16 protein-coding genes are annotated in these 15,816 nt (G+C 58.5%); 6 read left to right on the forward strand and 10 right to left on the reverse strand.

Going from position 1 to position 15,816, the window contains the following annotated elements:
• Nucleotides 1–29: 29 nt before the first annotated feature.
• The 5 genes from ACR0LF_RS16690 to ACR0LF_RS16710 all read right to left on the reverse strand — a co-directional run bounded on the left by ACR0LF_RS16690 (nucleotide 30) and on the right by ACR0LF_RS16710 (nucleotide 7,491).
• Nucleotides 30–3,230 carry an adenylate/guanylate cyclase domain-containing protein gene (locus ACR0LF_RS16690; RefSeq protein WP_480577196.1) on the reverse strand — a complete coding sequence of 1,067 codons (3,201 nt, stop codon included), beginning with the start codon at nucleotides 3,228–3,230 and terminating at the stop codon, nucleotides 30–32.
• A 501-nt stretch (nucleotides 3,231–3,731) separates the two neighbouring features.
• Nucleotides 3,732–4,514 carry a heme ABC transporter ATP-binding protein gene (locus tag ACR0LF_RS16695; protein WP_480577193.1) on the reverse strand — a complete coding sequence of 261 codons (783 nt, stop codon included), beginning with the start codon at nucleotides 4,512–4,514 and terminating at the stop codon, nucleotides 3,732–3,734.
• Nucleotides 4,515–4,517: 3 nt separating this feature from the next.
• Nucleotides 4,518–5,594, reverse strand: coding sequence for a FecCD family ABC transporter permease (locus tag ACR0LF_RS16700; protein ID WP_480577190.1), 1,077 nt, complete (start codon nucleotides 5,592–5,594; stop codon nucleotides 4,518–4,520).
• Nucleotides 5,591–6,436: a heme/hemin ABC transporter substrate-binding protein gene (locus ACR0LF_RS16705; protein ID WP_480577187.1), complete on the reverse strand. Its 846-nt coding sequence runs from the start codon at nucleotides 6,434–6,436 to the stop codon at nucleotides 5,591–5,593. Before ACR0LF_RS16705 ends, ACR0LF_RS16700 begins: the two co-directional genes overlap by 4 nt.
• Nucleotides 6,436–7,491 (reverse strand): hemin-degrading factor, encoded by a 1,056-nt coding sequence (locus tag ACR0LF_RS16710; RefSeq protein ID WP_480577184.1) that lies wholly within the window; start codon nucleotides 7,489–7,491, stop codon nucleotides 6,436–6,438. The genes ACR0LF_RS16705 and ACR0LF_RS16710 overlap by 1 nt, the downstream gene beginning before the upstream one ends.
• 239 nt (nucleotides 7,492–7,730) lie before the next feature.
• On the opposite strand from ACR0LF_RS16710, the gene ACR0LF_RS16715 reads away from it, so the two are divergent.
• Genes ACR0LF_RS16715 through ACR0LF_RS16740 form a run of 6 tightly spaced genes read left to right on the forward strand, consistent with a single transcriptional unit; the run spans nucleotide 7,731 to nucleotide 12,441 of the window.
• A complete protein-coding gene (locus ACR0LF_RS16715; protein WP_480577181.1) occupies nucleotides 7,731–9,761 on the forward strand; it encodes a TonB-dependent receptor domain-containing protein in 2,031 nt (676 codons plus the stop codon).
• 19 nt (nucleotides 9,762–9,780) lie between these two features.
• Entirely contained in the window at nucleotides 9,781–10,212 is a 432-nt protein-coding gene (locus ACR0LF_RS16720; RefSeq protein WP_480577178.1) for a hypothetical protein, read from the forward strand.
• Between the two features lie 4 nt (nucleotides 10,213–10,216).
• Nucleotides 10,217–10,867, forward strand: coding sequence for a MotA/TolQ/ExbB proton channel family protein (locus ACR0LF_RS16725; RefSeq protein ID WP_480577175.1), 651 nt, complete (start codon nucleotides 10,217–10,219; stop codon nucleotides 10,865–10,867).
• Entirely contained in the window at nucleotides 10,824–11,246 is a 423-nt protein-coding gene (locus tag ACR0LF_RS16730; RefSeq protein WP_480856436.1) for a biopolymer transporter ExbD, read from the forward strand. The genes ACR0LF_RS16725 and ACR0LF_RS16730 overlap by 44 nt, the downstream gene beginning before the upstream one ends.
• Nucleotides 11,243–11,638 (forward strand): ExbD/TolR family protein, encoded by a 396-nt coding sequence (locus ACR0LF_RS16735; protein ID WP_480577169.1) that lies wholly within the window; start codon nucleotides 11,243–11,245, stop codon nucleotides 11,636–11,638. The genes ACR0LF_RS16730 and ACR0LF_RS16735 overlap by 4 nt, the downstream gene beginning before the upstream one ends.
• Complete coding sequence (locus tag ACR0LF_RS16740) at nucleotides 11,635–12,441, forward strand: energy transducer TonB (RefSeq protein ID WP_480577165.1); 807 nt, start codon at nucleotides 11,635–11,637, stop codon at nucleotides 12,439–12,441. The genes ACR0LF_RS16735 and ACR0LF_RS16740 overlap by 4 nt, the downstream gene beginning before the upstream one ends.
• A gap of 195 nt (nucleotides 12,442–12,636) precedes the next feature.
• Here ACR0LF_RS16740 and ACR0LF_RS16745 read toward each other — a convergent pair whose 3' ends face one another.
• From ACR0LF_RS16745 to napG, 5 genes are read right to left on the reverse strand one after another with little or no spacing between them, the layout of a single operon-like run.
• Complete coding sequence (locus tag ACR0LF_RS16745; RefSeq protein ID WP_480577162.1) at nucleotides 12,637–12,894, reverse strand: hypothetical protein; 258 nt, start codon at nucleotides 12,892–12,894, stop codon at nucleotides 12,637–12,639.
• 13 nt (nucleotides 12,895–12,907) lie between these two features.
• Complete coding sequence (locus ACR0LF_RS16750) at nucleotides 12,908–13,600, reverse strand: NapC/NirT family cytochrome c (protein WP_480577159.1); 693 nt, start codon at nucleotides 13,598–13,600, stop codon at nucleotides 12,908–12,910.
• A 29-nt stretch (nucleotides 13,601–13,629) separates the two neighbouring features.
• Nucleotides 13,630–14,067, reverse strand: a complete 438-nt coding sequence (locus ACR0LF_RS16755) for a nitrate reductase cytochrome c-type subunit (protein ID WP_480577155.1) — start codon at nucleotides 14,065–14,067, stop codon at nucleotides 13,630–13,632.
• Nucleotides 14,068–14,079: 12 nt separating this feature from the next.
• Nucleotides 14,080–14,997, reverse strand: a complete 918-nt coding sequence (gene napH / locus ACR0LF_RS16760) for a quinol dehydrogenase ferredoxin subunit NapH (RefSeq protein WP_480577152.1) — start codon at nucleotides 14,995–14,997, stop codon at nucleotides 14,080–14,082.
• The gene (gene napG, locus ACR0LF_RS16765; RefSeq protein ID WP_480577149.1) at nucleotides 14,994–15,815 is read right to left on the reverse strand and encodes a ferredoxin-type protein NapG; all 822 of its coding nucleotides are present in this window, start codon (nucleotides 15,813–15,815) and stop codon (nucleotides 14,994–14,996) included. Before napG ends, napH begins: the two co-directional genes overlap by 4 nt.
• Nucleotide 15,816 lies beyond the last annotated feature (1 nt).

Below are 15,816 nucleotides of genomic sequence, written 5' to 3' on the forward strand. Positions count from 1 at the left end.
GCCCACTTCGGCGGGGCAGTCAATCTCGTTCATTTTGTTTCGTTCAATCTGCCCAGCAGATCGTTTGCCCGCTGCTCCAGAACAACACCACCACATCGGAGGGCGAGCTCAAGAGCCTGTTTCGCTTCGGAAATAGCAGCGTCCAAATCCCCCTTTGCCGCAAACGCCTTGGCCCGTACACGGTGATATTCTGGCTTGTTCAGCGTCTCTCCTCGTTCCCAGCCGGGCGTACAAACGGTTTCGAGCCGGTCCAAAGCCTGATCAATGTCACCCTGATCTATCATTAGCTCAGACAAAACAATCTGATTCTGCGGAAAAGTAAAGTTTCCGCCAGACTTGGAAATCAGATTCATGCAGGCTTCGATGCGCTCTGGAACATCTGCGATGTCGCCTTTTCCCGCCCGTGCAAGACCCATATAGATGTCCTGCATGGCGTGAAGGTATAGAAACCCTTCCTCGTCCGCGATTTTCCGGGCTTCCTTCATTGTCACGTCCAGCCGGTCCCATTCGCCCGCATAGGGCAGGAACATGCAGCAGGCCCCCATGATATAGACAAGGTTAGGTGCATGGTTCAGCGCCTTGCTGACTTCAATGGATTCCAGACGCGCGGCTTCGGCTTTTTCGAATTTCCCTTGCTGCCATAGCAGGCATCCCTGAATGGCCAGCAAGGATGCGGTCGTTGAAGACTGGGTCATAGGCATCATGGCCATGTCCAGTTCCGGCGAAATCAGGGCAAATGCGCGCTCTAGCTGCTGCTCGCATTCCGCAAACTCTCCGCGGAAGTAATGGGTAAAGCTCAGGGCACGCGCCGCAAGGACATTGGGCACTGGGTCAGGGGACATGCCCGCCATCATTTCCAGGGCTTGCCCCATTTCCATCGCCCGGTTCATCTGACCGCCAACAAAGAAGTTGGTCCAGCGGCAGAAGGTTGCGGCAAACAGGGTCTCTCCGTCGCCCAAGGATTGGGCCAGTTCCATCGCCCGTGCAGCCGTTTCGCCGACCTGATCCGCCGACCATCCGTAAATCGCCATGTAGGCAGGCAGGATGTTCATCTGAACCCGAAGCTCGAAACCGTCCCGTTCCGCATTGTCCTCCATGGTTCCGATGTTGCGAAGCGCGGCCCGGAAGGCTGAAATCGCGGGCAGGTTTGCCAGTCGGGACAAGGCCAGCTCACCTGCTGTGACCCAATTGGCCACCGCCTCATCCTTCAAGCCGCCAAGATCGCAGTGATGCGCGACCGTATCAGGGGCCGGACTGCTAAACGCGTTGTGACCGGTCAGCAAAGCTTGGGCGATTTTCAGATGCACCTTCTGTCGGTCTTCCCGCAGCAACGAGTTGTAGGCCGTGTCCTGAACCAGCGCGTGGTTGAACGTATAGGTTGCCAATCCTGAATCGTTGGTAATCAGCACAACACCCGCAGCCATAAGCTGCATCAGGGCGCTGTCCACGTCCATGTCGTCCTGCGCCACCGCATGGATCATCTGAGACGTGAAACTCCGCCCGATCACGGACCCGAGCTGGGCAATTGGTTTGGCGTTTTCCATCCGGTCAAGACGCGACATCAGCGAGTCCTGAAGGGTCGCCGGCACGCTCAGCGTATCCAGCACCTTGGCATTGATCGGTGCGTCCTGGGGCAGCTGGTCCAAAACCGCCTTTGTCATTTCCTCGATGAAAAGCGGCACACCATCCGCCTTTTCGACAATCTGCCTGATCAGGAAGACGGGCAAGCTGTAGGGCTCGGCCACGCGCCGGACCAGTTCGGACGCTTCTGCACTGCCAAGCGGAGTCAGTTCGATACGCGCCGCTTGGCTCTCGTAATGGTCTGGCGGTTCATATTCGGGTCGATGCGACAGAACGACGAGTATCGGAAAATCACTCAGAGCCGAGGCCAAGGCATCCAAGACGTCCAACGTGGTTGCATCTGCCCAATGAACGTCTTCCACCACCAACAACAATGTGCCACGCCGGTCGCATATGCTTCTGAGGCTGCGCAACAACACGTCCAGCGAATTGCGAGCTTTCTTCAACGGGTCCGACTCTGCCGGAGTTCCAGCCTCAACACCGGCGAGATCAAGAAGAACCGGCAAATCCGCTTCACTCAGGCGCGAAGCCGTTTGCACAAAGCCGGAGATGGCAGCCCTGATGCTGTCGTCCGATTTATCCCCTGAAACGCGCCTCAACTCTCCAACAACCGGGTGCAGAGGCAGGCTGCTCAGGTGCGGGATACACTGCAAAGTAAAAGGTTTGACGTCAATCGCTTCGGACAGGGATTTGATCAGTCTCGACTTGCCGATACCCGCAGCGCCACTGACCAGTGCCAGCCTGCCTGAACCCTTTTGCACGTCTTCCCAAAGCCGGGTCAGGGTCGAAAGATTATCGTGTCGCGAGACAAGATCGACCGCGGAACGGCCCACCCGCGCATCAAACCGGCTGGTGGATATGATTTCCGACACCACTCGGTACACTGTGCGCTGATTGTCAAAACCTTTCAGGTCACGGCTACCGCGGGGTTCAAATTTGAACGCACCTTTAGTCAGTTGCCAGGTCTCGGATGAAATGATCACCTCACCCGGTTCGGCCAGCCCCTGAAGACGAGACGCAAGGTTGGCGGTTTCACCAACCAGAAATTCCTCGGACCCGAGGCTTTGTGAAGAAACAACGCCAACAACAACCATGCCAGTTGCGATTCCCGCCCGCAGGTCAAGCTTTTCCCCGAACTCGTTCTCAAGATTCTGGACCGCTTCAATGGTTTCCAGAACCGCCCGCACGGCGCGTTCGGCATCATCTTCCATCGCCTTCGGGTAGCCGAAATACATCATGAGGCCGTCGCCCTGACGATAGGCCAGATGGCATCCGTGCTGTTTCAGGGTGCCGATCGCCGTATCCAGATACAGGTTCATGATCTGCATCAGATCTTCCGGATCGTACCGCTGCGCCAGCTGTGTCGATCCGACAAGATCGCAGAAAACCAGGGTAAGCTGCCGACGCTCGGCCTTCGAGCGGACTTCGTACCGAGGCGAAGCCTCTTGTGATTTCAGTTTGGCCTGCGCTTTGCGAAATTTTTTTCTCTCGCCGACCGTCAATCCCAGATCGCGCAGTTCCGGGTCCGTCAACTCGTCCAGAATATCGTCGTCCACACCCTCTTGCTGAAACAAGGTGGCATGGTCTTCCAGTTCGGCCAGTTGAAGGACTTTTGATACGCGTGATGAAGTTTCCAGGACTCGCGTCATTGTTCTGCGACTCCGCCCATATCTGTCCCCCAGTTTTTCCCCTTAGTACATACTGTATATGTTTAATCCAAATGTTGAGAGGATTTTATGTCGAATCCGCACAACGATTGTTCGGTATAGTTAACTTGTTACATATATTGACGGAAATACGTCAGAATTGTCGCGCCGACACGTTTTTTCCCAGCCAGATCATTGGCTTCCGAATTCGATTTGTTTTCCCGCGCAAAGCGGATTCGGGTTCGAAATCTCGATACGAGCGTTGTAATCCTGACGCAACGTCAGGTTGAAGAGGGTCCTGCAAATACTGAATCAGACAAAACTCCCCTTGGAGATCTGCCAAACCAAGGGGAGCATTCATGTCGTCGCGTTCCCACGACAAAACCGTAATGACCTGCACGCCGAACGTGACAGATGGCAAAGCGTTTGCGTCCGTCTGGCAATGCGCCCCGCGCCAACCACCCCGCGTTTCCGCGTGAAGATATGGTCAACCGGACGATGCGCTCAAAACGGCTGTGAAACGGATTGCGGAAGGATAAACGGAACCTGAGAACCCGGAAGCGTATTGATCGGCAACCGGATGCCATAGACCTGTTGCATCGTGTCGTCGTTCAGGATCGCAGAGGGCGGCCCTGCGCCCCAAACACGCCCCTGCGACAGGACATAGACCTGATCGGCGAACATCGCAGTCAGGTTCAGATCATGCATCACGACGATGACGCCCCCACCTCGTGCGGCGAAATCGCGGGCGATTCCCAGAACCGTGAACTGATGTGCTATGTCCAGGCTCGCCACCGGTTCATCCAGCAACAACCATTTCGGCTGATCGCTGTTCGTGGCCTCCCACACCTGAGTCAGAACACGGGCCAGTTGCACCCTTTGCTGCTCGCCCCCTGACAGATTCTGATAGGGCCGGTTCTCAAACCCCGCCAGATCAACATATTCAAGGGCCTGTGTCGGCAAGCGATCATCCGCAGCGGCCAGCCCTCCAGAAAGACCCAGCCGAACGATCTCGAGCACACGGAAGGGGAATGCGACAGTCGAAGACTGGGGCAAAACCCCGCGCATCGCAGCCAGTTCCCAGGGTCGCAAATCCGCGATATTCTGGCCATTGAGCGACACCGTTCCTGTTGTCCCGAATTCGCCAGCCATCGCTTTCAACAGGGTCGATTTGCCCGACCCGTTGGGGCCGATGATTGCCGTGACCTGCCCGGGTTCGGCCTGAAAATCAATACCGTGCAGGATCTGTTTGCCGCCCAGGCTAACGCAAATATTCTGACCATTCATAACTTACATTCCCATAGTTCCGTGGCGGCGCAGCAGAATCCACAAAAAGACCGGTGCACCCAGAATTGCGGTGACGATGCCGATGGGCAACTCGGCAGGCGCCACGACGACGCGGGCAATCATGTCCGCACACAAAAGCAGAATGCCCCCAAGCAAAGCGGCATTGATCAGCAACCGGTGATGATCCGGCCCGGTGGCCAATCGCAACAGATGCGGCACCACGATGCCGATGAAACCGATTCCTCCAGATACCGCCACGGCGGCCCCCGTTGCTCCGGCGACAGCCAGAATGGCAATGTTCTTGCTGCGTTGCACGGGTATCCCCATGTGATGCGCCACGGCTTCGCCCATCGCCAGACCATTCAGCGACCGGGCCAGAAACAGCGCGGCGGTCAGGGCGATCAGGATGACAGGCGCTGCACTGGAAACCTTGATCCAGGTTGCACCCGCCAAAGATCCCATGCCCCAAAAGGTCAGATCCCGCAATTGCTGGTCATCTGCCATGTAGACCAGCACACCTGATACAGCGCCGGACAAAGCCCCCAGCGCAATCCCGGCCAGCAACATCGTGGCGACCGATGTCTGCCCTTGTCGGGTCGACACGCGGTACAGGATCAGGACCGACGCCCAGCCACCCAGAAATGCCGCAATCGCAACCAGCCCGCTTCCGGTCCAAACCAGAAGAGAGGCGGGCAGGTAACTGCCCAGCACGATGGCGACAATGGCACCAAGCCCTGCGCCCGCGCTGACGCCCACTATGCCCGGATCGGCCAGTGGATTGCGAAACAGCCCCTGCATGACCACTCCCGAAACCGCCAGCGCCGCGCCGACAAGAACACCCATCGCCAGCCGGGGCAGGCGAATGTCCCACAGAACGATGCGATTCAGCCCGGACATTTCCTGCCCGGTGAACAGATCATACAGCGCCACGGTCAGCGAGGCCTGCGACGCTCCGATGGATACACTGACCACACTGGTCACGCCGAGCAGAACAAGCAGAGCCATTGTGACACGTCGGGCCGCAGCCCGGCGCTCCCGAGGGCCATGTTTCAGGCCGTCATACTCCAGGGTAAGTGTCACGAGCCATCGGCCTGTAGCGCAAGGGAAAGATCAGAAATGGCGCTGGCCGTGCGTGGCCCAAACCCCAGCAGATAGGAACCTGACATCCGGATCAGCCGCTTGTTCCGGCCCGCAGGCGTCAACCTGATCGATGGCAACGCAAACAAATCCTCATCGGTGATGACGTGATCACCCCGCCTGTCCATCATCAGAATCACATCCGGTGCGGTTGTGACCAAGGCTTCGGGCGTTATCGGTTTGAACCCCGCAACATCCTCTGCGGCGTTCACAGCGCCGGCCAGACGAATGATACTGTCTGCTTGCGTTTCGGCCCCTCCGACAATGATCTGACCGTCTTGCACCGAAAGTACGAACAAGACCCGTGCCGGGTCCGCCCCGGCGGCGTCAATCGCGGCTTCCCGAGCTTGCTCCAGTTGAAGCTTTGTCTGTTCCGCAAGGTCTTCTGCCTTTTCCGGAACGCCCAGTGCTTCTCCGACAGCCCGGATTTTCTCAAGTATCCCGCCCTCCGAGAACTCATCCGGGACAGCAATGTACGCCACACCCGCTTGCTTCAGAACGGCAATGGCGTCCGGCGGGCCGGACCCTTCCAACGCCAGAATCAGGTCCGGTTCAACAGACAGGACACCTTCGGGCGACAGGGCGCGGCGATACCCGATATCGGGCAACGCCGCCGCCTCTGACGGATAGGTGGAGGTCCTGTCACGACCGACCAGCCGGTCCTGTTGTCCCAGAGCATAGACAATCTCGGTCAGCGAACTGCCGATCGAGATGACGCGCTGCGGGTCTGCCATCGCAGCCGTTCCCAGAAACAGCGCACTGCAAGCAATCAGAAGCGATCTCATCACACCACCTCGGCGTGCGAGAGGCTTGCCAGACCGGCCACCAGCTTGTCCCAGGCCGGGCGGTGGTCCGTTTCACCCACGCGTCGACCAAAGATCTGGAAGATCAGCGCGCCCTCGACGTCGAAGGCCTCGACTGAAACTGCGGGACCACGTTGCGTAGGTTTGTTCACCGCCCAGACTTCGGCGATATGATCGGTCCGCAGGTGCAGGTTGAAACGCGGGTCCAGCACATTGAACCACGGCCCCATTTGCTTGAGCACACGCACCGACCCCCCGTGGATTTCGATGCACCCCCGGTTACCGACAAAGACCATAACCTCCAGCCCTTGATCGCGCACCTGCTCGAACATCCCCGGCACCACGTCCGGCCGCAAAGCACGAACTAGGGGTTCACCCGCGATGCGATAGGCCCCAAGCCGGTTCATCTTGAGCTTTGAGGTGAGGCGCAAAAACTGATGCGTATCCGTCATCTTGGCCCACTCGGCGCGAAGGATATCGGCCTTTTCGGGGTTGGCCTTGGGGGTTTCTACCGGTTTGCGCGGCTCGACTTCCAGAACTTGCGACTGATCTTCCGACGCCAGTTCCCGCACCAGTTCACGCCAATACGACAGGTCAGAGTTCTCGCGCAGAAAAATCTTGTGTACCGCATCCCCGGCCGCATCGAATACTTGAAGGGATCGCCGTGTTCCCGTGTCTGTCTCACGCTCAACGGCAAAGATATGCGTCCAGTGGCTTGGGAACATGCGAAGATCGATGTCCTCGGTCAGCACCATCGCGGCGTGCGCGCCGGAATGATAATTGTCATACTGACCGACCTTTTCAATTACGCAGGACGGGTTGCGCGTCAGGGCCATGACCTCGCCCAGCCCGGCAAGCCGCGTAAACAGCTGATCCATATCAGTTGCCAGCCGCGTCACGTTCATGCCCGAAAAGGCCGCAACAAGCTGACCTTCCGTCAGGCCCAGCGATTCTGCGAGATCGCGATCTCGCTTGCCCGGGTTCTGGGCATAAGATGCACGAATGTCTGCGGGGGCCGTAAGCACCTGTTCCATCATCGGTTTTTCCGTCTTCGAGTGGTTTTCTGGAGGCGCTGGCCCGGTCTCTGACACAGTCGTCAACCTGCTGGCTGTGATCGTTTTGACGATCGTTAAAATATGTTGACTGTTTTAGTAAGCTTTATTAACGAGCACAAGTCGCTGAAATCGGCGATTCCAAAAAACAACAAACAAAGACAGACCACCGCCAGCAGCGCGCAAGCATTTCCGGTCCTCAAAACCGTATCAAAGGGACAGAAATGCGGACGCGAATTCAAAAGATTGCGCTGTTGGGCACGGCTTCATGCCTGAGCCTGATCGCCTCGGGTGCTTCGGCGCAGGAACAGCAAGACGGCTTTCTCGGCACACTTGAACTGGGTGAAAGCAAGCGAGAGATCCAAACCGGAACCGCCGTTCCAATCACCAATATCGATCAGGAAGAGATTAACGACAGGCAGGCCAATACTGTGGCCGAGCTGATCGACACGGTGCCCGGCGTGACACTGGTCAACGGTTCGACACCGCAAGGGTCGGGCATCAACATCCGGGGTTTCGGGGCCAATGGTACCTACGGAACCGACCAGAAGGTCCTGATCCTGATTGACGGCGCCACAACCGGCGCGGAAGAACTGTATCGTATCGGCAACCAGCTTTTCACCGACCCCCAGCTTTACAAAAGCGTCTCGGTCCTTCGTGGCACGGTCGGATCGTTCGAATACGGCTCGGGTGTTGTCGGCGGCGTGGTCCGGCTGGAAACCAAGGACGCGTCGGACTTCACCGGCGGCGAGCCGGGCTTCCGGTTCCGCCAGACGCTGGAAGGTTATTCCAACGGAAACGGGTTTGCCTCATCCTCGATCCTGGCGTGGCAGCCGAACGAGCAAACCGAGTTTCTGTTCAACTACACCTATCGCGATCAGGACGATCAGAAAGACGGTGCCGGCGCGACCATCGGCAACAGCGCCTTTACCCTGCCTTCGCTTTTGGCCAAGGGAAAATACAGCTTCGGTCAAAATCTGGAACATTCGATCACCGCGTCGTGGAACCAGTCCACTTCAGAAGAACGCGATGTGCCCTATGACTCCTTCGGTACCACTGCAAATTCCTTCGGCAATGTCGACCGCGACGTCGACACACGGATTGCCGTCCTGCGATACCAATACCGTCCAGCCGGCAACGATCTGGTCGATCTGGATGTCAACCTGAGCTATTCGGAACAATCCATCAAAAGCAGTTACGTCCCCGGCTCGTCGCGCCTTGAAGGTTCGCGTTTCTTCCCCCGTATCAGGGCGCTGGCGGACGCCACGCACAATTATGAAACAACCAAACTGACGATAAAGAACACGTCTTACTTCCAGACCGGCGTTGCCTCGCACGATCTTCGAACCGGGATCGAGTTTATCAATCGCGACCGGCTGGACGCCCCGTCTGCCCCGGGTGGTACGGATAAGCGGATCGCCTTGTTCGCGGTCGACGACATTCAGATCGGCGACGGTCTGACACTGACGCCAGCGATCCGGTTTGAAACACAGGATCTCAAAGGCGACAGCAATGCACCGGCTCCGCGCAACGCAAGTTATGACAACAACGCGCTGATGGGCGGTCTGTCTGCCCGCTATGAATTCTCCAACGGATTTGCTGTGTTTGGCAGCGGCGCGTACACCGAGAACCTTCCGATCATTGACGATCTGGGTACGCCGGCCTTCCAGACCCAACCCGAGAAAGCGCGCACATGGGAAGCGGGCTTCTCGTATAACCGGGGTGACGTGTTTGCCAACGGCGATGTCATTCGGGCCAAGGTCAACTTGTACAATACCGACCTGTGGGACGTCACCTCCTACGGTTCGGGTCGCCCGTCCCGACCCTTGGCAAAAGTGGAAACACGCGGTGTCGAGCTTGAAGCGTCTTATGCAAGCGCCTCGGGTTTCTACGTCGACTTCAACGCCAACGCCGTCAGCGCCACCGAAACCAATTCCAGAGGTGTAGAATCGCCTTGGCGTAACGAACCGACGGACTCGGCCCGTGTGACGGTTGGTAAGCGCTTTGGCCAGACACTGGATGTCAGTTGGGAACTGTTCGGTGCCAGATCCGGCACAGACTCGCGCGGCAATCATGTTGGTGGCTACGGCGTGAACAACCTGCGCGCGACCTATCTGCCGCAAGAGGGCGCCTTCCAGGGCTTCGAGGTCCGCGCAGGTATCGAGAACATCTTTGACAAAGCCTATCTGCCGAACCTTTCGACCCGAAACTCTCCGGGCCGGAACTTCAAGCTGACACTGGCCAAAACCTTCTGATCCAAGGAAAGGACCCGCTATGCAAAAACAAACAAAAACGGTCGGCGCGGTCCTGCTGTCCCTGCTCTCAATTCCGGGAGCAGGGGCGGCCCAGGCGCAAGACGGTGCCGTATCCATCGAACTGAGTGCTGCGCAATCGGACGGCCAAAGTTGCTTGCTGAGTTTCGTGATCGAAAATGCGCATCCAAACGACATCAGCGCCGCCGTTTATGAAACAGTTTTGTTCGATGCAGACGGCGGCGTTGCCCTGCTGACCTTACTGGACTTTCAAGACCTGCCATCAGGCCGTCCACGGGTGCGGCAGTTTCAGTTCGCTGACATGGCCTGCGACCAGATCAGCGGCGTTCTGATCAATGGGGCGCAAACCTGCTCGATTCAGGAAGGTCCGGCCGATGCCTGCACTTCGGGCCTTCGTCTGAAATCCCGATTGAAAATCGAATTGATTGGATAAAGCGATGGACCAGATACAACAGAAACTGATGGCGCTTGTAGAGCTTGGCGGCCCGGTTGTCGCCATTCTGATCCTGACCTCTGTCGCGACCCTCTCGCTGGTTCTCTACAAGCTCTGGCAATACAAGGCCGCGGGCGTTGGCCGTCATGTCGAGCTTTCCAACGCCGTCGAAGCCTGGGACCGACGAGACATCCCGGCAACCCAGGCCTACTTGGGTAAAAGTCGCAGCTATCTGGCTCCGGTCATTGCCATGGCGATGGCAGGGCAGGACGGCACATTATCCGACCGCACTGACGCCGAGGCCGAAGCCCGTTTTGCGCAACTGGAACGGGGATTGAATGTCCTCGACATTGTGTCTCAGATCGCACCGTTGCTGGGCTTGTTCGGGACGGTTCTGGGCATGATCGACGCCTTTCAGACACTTCAGAACGCCGAAGGATCTGTTGATCCGTCTTTGCTGGCCGGAGGTATCTGGGTGGCGCTGATGACAACGGCAGCGGGGCTGGCCGTGGCCATGCCGACCTCGCTGATCCTGACGTGGTTCGAGGCCCGAATGACGCGCGAGCGGATCTTTACCAACCGGGCTCTACGTACAATGTTCGCACCGGGCCATGCGGCAGACACCGCGTCTGGTACTTTGCCCGCCGCTGCCTGAGATCATGCCAGTTGAAACCCGCAACAAGCGACGCCGCCGACTGTCGATGACCTCTCTGATCGACGTGATCTTTCTGCTGTTACTGTTTTTCATGCTCACCTCGACCTTCTCAAAATTCGGCGAGATCGAACTCGCCACAGCGGCCGCTGGCGGAAGTTCAAACTCGGATCAGACGATCCGGTTTGTGAAACTCGAACGGGATCGTCTGCTGATCGACGGGGCACCCGTTTCCTTGGACGACGTAGCGCCCTTGTTCGAAGGAAAGTCGGAAGAAACCGCATTGATCAGCCTTGGCCCGAATGCCTCGTCACAGCAACTCATCGACCTGCTCATCATCCTGCATGCGGTTGAGCGGCTAAACACGCAGGTCATCGGATGATTTCACTGCGCCCAAAATCCAGAACCACCCGCGAGCCGACGATCGCGCTGATCAACGTTGTGTTTCTGATGCTGGTTTTCTTCATGATCGCCGGAACCCTGGCCCCACCGCTCAGCGACGCCGTGAAACTGGTCGAAACTCGGGATCTTGACGGGCGCGAACCCCCGGACGCGCTAGTCATCCTTGCAGACGGCACATTGGAATATCGCGGCGTCGAGTTGACCAGCGCCGAAGCCTATGTGGAACGCGCCTCAATCGACCTGCCGATCGATACGGTGCGGATCGTTCCCGACCGATCAACCCCCGCGCTCCGGCTGAAACAGGTCAGCGACGCGTTGCGCGAGCTGGGTGCAAAAAGCGTCTTTGTCGTCACCGAAAGGGGTCTGCAATGATCCCCCGATCCCCTTTGGCCGCCGCAATGGCCATTCTGTTGGCGGCCTCGGCGCACGGGCTGGCGCTTTACGAGACCCCGACCGCAAACACGATCAGCATTGAAGGGGGCGGAGAAGCAAAGACAGCCGCGCTTGGGTCGTCGTTCAAGGATTATGTGGCCGGAAGCAAAGCAGCTGTTGCGGCATCCGAACGACAACGGGCCGTGCCGCCAACCCCGGTCAGCGCCAGCACGGCTCCAAATCCGCAGACGCAATCTGCGGTCCGACCTGCGCAAACCCAGAACCAGTCCAAAGCTCTACCCTCGGCGCAGACCAGTCCATCGCACGAGGTCCAGAAACCGAACACCCAACCGTCTTCCGCGTTGCGCCCGGAAGACACCGCCAAAACCGACACCAAAGACGGGCGGCAAAAGAATAACCAAGCGCCTTCAAAGGCCGGTAACGCGCAGAAAACGGTGAAGAAAGGCTCGACGGACGGCACGAAGTCCGACGGAGCAACTGGAGCCAAGAAATCCACACGATCCACCAAAGGGCAGGGAAGCGCCGCTGCCAGCAACTATGCCGGGCTGGTCAAACGAAAGATCGCCCGTGCGCGCCGCAAGAGCGTCAACATTCGCGGAAAATCTCTAATTTCCCTGCGTATCGGGGATCAGGGAGAACTGGTAGCGCTCCGCGTAGCACGCAGTTCCGGGTCAAAGCGGTTGGATCAGGTGGCCTTGGCCCAAGTCAGAACAGCCGCCCCCTTTCCCCCGCCTCCCGCAGCGGCACGGAGGGATTACACAATCGAAATCGTTGGCAAATAGCGCTGGCCTCTGCGGCGCGGGTGCCTAAGATAAAACGTTAAAAGCGTACATCGCCATAGCAGTAGACAGGGCATGGCATCAGCAAAGGCCAGCAACGCCACGTCTCTCAAATGTACCGCGAAAAAAGGGCCCGTATCCGGGCCCCTTATCGTTCTTACCCATTGATGACTAAGCTTGAAAGCCGCCAGCCGGTTTTCAGGCTGTTGCACCCTTAAGGCGGATGGCCGTGCCCAGACTGCCCGCACAAACGCCGACCACAATGGCGATCATCAGCTCAAGCGGTTCCACATGCGCGAACCGGAAGCCAGCAAAAACCAGCGTCTCAAAAACCCCGACAGCACCGCCCAGAGCCGCGCCCAGCCACAGTTTGCGGGTCATCATGCCAAGGGCCAGCCCAAGTATGCCGGGCAGGCTCAGGATGTTGCCGCCAATGGTTCCGAGTATCTCTAGCATTTCCGTCCCCTCATCAATTCGAGCTGTTGTTCAGGAAGTCACGGATATCATCCCCCGCAGCGGACGCGTGTTCCTGCAGAACCTCACCTTCCAGTCCCGCAGTCACCTTCTCGTATTCTTCCAGATAGTTCGGCGGCAGGCTGTGCGCGATGCCCTGATGGCAGTCGATGCAGGTCATACCGGTGTCGATGGCGCGCTGGTGTTCCGACGCGGCGCGGGTTTCCTGAATGGTGAAGTCCATGTAGTCGAAGTTGTGACAGTTGCGGCATTCGCGGCTGTCAGACGCTTTCATCTTTTTCCACACGGCAGAGGCCATCGCCAGACGGTGGTCCTCGTATTTCTCGGGCGTGCTGATGGTGCCCGCCAGCTCGTGGTACACATCCTTGACGGCCATGATCTTGGCTTTGATCTTGTGGTTCCACTCATCCGGGACGTGACAGTCAGAACAGATTGCGCGGACACCGGAGTGGTTGTTGTAGTGGATCGTCTCACGATACTCGCCCAGATTGGTTTCCATCGTGTGGCACGAGACGCAAAACTCTTCGGTGTTGGTCAGTTCCAGGGTCCAGTGAAATCCACCCCAGAACAGGATACCGGCCAGAAAGCCGGCAAGGATCAGAAAACCCGAACTGAACATCACCGCCGGTGTCCAGATCGCGTTCCACAGGCGACCCAGAAAGCCGCGTTTTTCGGGGGAGTCTGCCATGTCGCTGCTCCTTTCAGTCTTGTGTTGGATCAGTTGCCGGTGGAGGGCTGGAACACGTTGTCGACCAGCGGCGGTGCATCCGCCTGCGGAACGTGGCATTGGTTGCAGAAATACCGGGTCCCGGCAATGCGATCCAATTCACGGCCTTCGCGATCCAGATAGTGGGTCATCGACAGGGTCGGCGCGTTCCGCTCACCAGCCTTGGACCAGTCATGGCAGGACAGGCACTGATTGGTGCGCACATCGATCTGGTATTGCTCGATCGAATGCGGGATCAGCGGCGGCTGTTGGCGATAATTGCGCTGCATTCGTCCTTCGACATTCTTGTGTATCTGATCCAGCGGGATCAACTCGTCTACGTCAGCGCCCCGCAGGGTTTCGACCTGAGCAGACTGGGCAAGGGCCCATCCGCTCAGCAACACTACGGGTAGAAGGGCAATTCCGCCTGTAACGATTGTTTTTTTCATCTTGGCACTCCCCTAGATAGGTCTGGCAGCGCGCGGCTCAGGCGCGGCAACTGGATCGGAAGGTTGGACGACATGGTCGTCAAACCGGTGAGTAAAGTTAAAGACGTCGACCGCGCAGACATCGATGCAGCGCCCGCAATTCGTGCAGTCGGGTGACAGGATCAGTGGTGTGTTTCCCGGCTTGCCTTTCAGCGCCGGTGAGATCACCTGATTTTCCGGGCAGACCGCATAGCAATCCATGCAGTCGTCACAGGCGGCGCGATTGGTGGCGCTGACCCGCAGCAGGCTTTTAGACCCGATCAGGCCATAGAACGCTCCGACCGGGCACAGATGGCCACACCACCCGTGGCGCGAGACGAAAACGTCAAAGACGAAGATTGCCGCGATCATGGTCCAGACAAAGCCCATACCGAAGATCAGCCCGCGATGCAGCATGGTGATCGGATTGATCAGCTCCCACGCGATTACACCGCTCAGGCCCGAGACCAGCAGGACAGTTGCCAGAATCCACAGGCGCGTGCTGCGCTTGGGTTGCCATCCTTTTGGCAAGTCCAGCTTGCGGTGCAGCCAGTTGGCCGCATCCGTCACCGGGTTGATTGGACAAACCCACGAGCAATAGACCCGCCCGCCGATCAGCGCATAGACCACCAAAACGATCACCCCACCAATAAGCGCTGTCATTTCGGGCCAATGGCCTGCGACAAAGCTCTGAAACAGGATAAACGGGTCAGTCAAAGGCAATACGCCCAGCGTTAGCGACCCCGCCAGAGTGCCCTCGACAATCCAGATGCCGAACCAAGGGCCCAGCAGAAACAGCACCAGAAAGAACACCTGACTGGACCGGCGCAACAGCAGATAGCGATGGGCGCCAAACCAGCCCTTGTTATCAACGGCTTCCTGACCCACAGGCATATGAGTACGGGCGCTCATTGACCGACCCCCGGCAGATCATATCCAGGCGCAAACCCGCCCGGAGCGACCAGATTGTCGGTGCCGGGTCCGGGCAGGCGGTCAGGCAGATCAATGATCCCCTCGACCACAGGCGCGCCCTTGGCAGCCTTTTCTTCCCAGCCTTTTCGGTAATGTTCCGCAGAACTGCCGCGCGCCAGCCGGGTCGGCAGGACCTTGATGGCCGCCTCGGGCAGAACACAGCTTTTCTCGCACACGCCGCAACCGGTGCAGCGATCGGCGTGGACGGTCGGAAGGAACAACGCGTGATGGCCCGACCGGGTGTTATGCGCGGTCTCCAGCGTGATCGCCTCGTCAATGACGGGGCAGACGCGGTAACAGACATCGCAGCGCAGGCCGAGGAAGTTCAGGCAGTTCTCCTGATCCACCAAGACCGCGACACCCATCTCGGCATCGTCGATATTGTCCAGCCCCGGGTCCAATGCCCCGGTCGGACATGCAGCGACACAAGGAATGTCGTCGCACATTTCACAAGGAACATCCCGCGCGGTGAAATAGGGCGTTCCCGTTGCCACCGCGTCCGAGCCAAGCTCGGCCAGTTTCAAGGTATCGTAGGGGCAGTCCCGCACGCATAAACCACAGCGGATGCAGGCCGACAGAAACTCCTTTTCCGGCAATGCGCCGGGCGGGCGCAAAGCCTCGGCGGGCAGGGCGCGGGCGTCGCGGGCCAACCAGGCCAGAAACGATCCGGCGACCACGCAACCGCCCGCCGCCCGCGCCGAGTCCTGCAGGAACCGGCGCCGCTGCGGCGAAAGGGGTTTGTCGACAAGGGACAACATG

The sequence above is a fragment of the Ruegeria sp. E8 genome (assembly GCF_056533985.1).

What these genes read in the sequence shown, in the direction of transcription:
- ACR0LF_RS16715 (WP_480577181.1), top strand. Translation starts at nt 7,731, where the DNA reads ATGCGGACGCGAATTCAAAAGATTGCGCTGTTGGGCACGGCTTCATGC.
- ACR0LF_RS16755 (WP_480577155.1), bottom strand. Translation starts at nt 14,067, where the DNA reads ATGAAAAAAACAATCGTTACAGGCGGAATTGCCCTTCTACCCGTAGTG.
- ACR0LF_RS16745 (WP_480577162.1), bottom strand. Translation starts at nt 12,894, where the DNA reads ATGCTAGAGATACTCGGAACCATTGGCGGCAACATCCTGAGCCTGCCC.
- ACR0LF_RS16740 (WP_480577165.1), top strand. Translation starts at nt 11,635, where the DNA reads ATGATCCCCCGATCCCCTTTGGCCGCCGCAATGGCCATTCTGTTGGCG.
- ACR0LF_RS16725 (WP_480577175.1), top strand. Translation starts at nt 10,217, where the DNA reads ATGGACCAGATACAACAGAAACTGATGGCGCTTGTAGAGCTTGGCGGC.
- ACR0LF_RS16710 (WP_480577184.1), bottom strand. Translation starts at nt 7,491, where the DNA reads ATGATGGAACAGGTGCTTACGGCCCCCGCAGACATTCGTGCATCTTAT.
- napH (WP_480577152.1), bottom strand. Translation starts at nt 14,997, where the DNA reads ATGAGCGCCCGTACTCATATGCCTGTGGGTCAGGAAGCCGTTGATAAC.
- ACR0LF_RS16750 (WP_480577159.1), bottom strand. Translation starts at nt 13,600, where the DNA reads ATGGCAGACTCCCCCGAAAAACGCGGCTTTCTGGGTCGCCTGTGGAAC.
- napG (WP_480577149.1), bottom strand. Translation starts at nt 15,815, where the DNA reads ATGTTGTCCCTTGTCGACAAACCCCTTTCGCCGCAGCGGCGCCGGTTC.
- ACR0LF_RS16730 (WP_480856436.1), top strand. Translation starts at nt 10,824, where the DNA reads ATGCGGCAGACACCGCGTCTGGTACTTTGCCCGCCGCTGCCTGAGATC.
- ACR0LF_RS16735 (WP_480577169.1), top strand. Translation starts at nt 11,243, where the DNA reads ATGATTTCACTGCGCCCAAAATCCAGAACCACCCGCGAGCCGACGATC.
- ACR0LF_RS16705 (WP_480577187.1), bottom strand. Translation starts at nt 6,436, where the DNA reads ATGAGATCGCTTCTGATTGCTTGCAGTGCGCTGTTTCTGGGAACGGCT.
- ACR0LF_RS16695 (WP_480577193.1), bottom strand. Translation starts at nt 4,514, where the DNA reads ATGAATGGTCAGAATATTTGCGTTAGCCTGGGCGGCAAACAGATCCTG.
- ACR0LF_RS16690 (WP_480577196.1), bottom strand. Translation starts at nt 3,230, where the DNA reads ATGACGCGAGTCCTGGAAACTTCATCACGCGTATCAAAAGTCCTTCAA.
- ACR0LF_RS16720 (WP_480577178.1), top strand. Translation starts at nt 9,781, where the DNA reads ATGCAAAAACAAACAAAAACGGTCGGCGCGGTCCTGCTGTCCCTGCTC.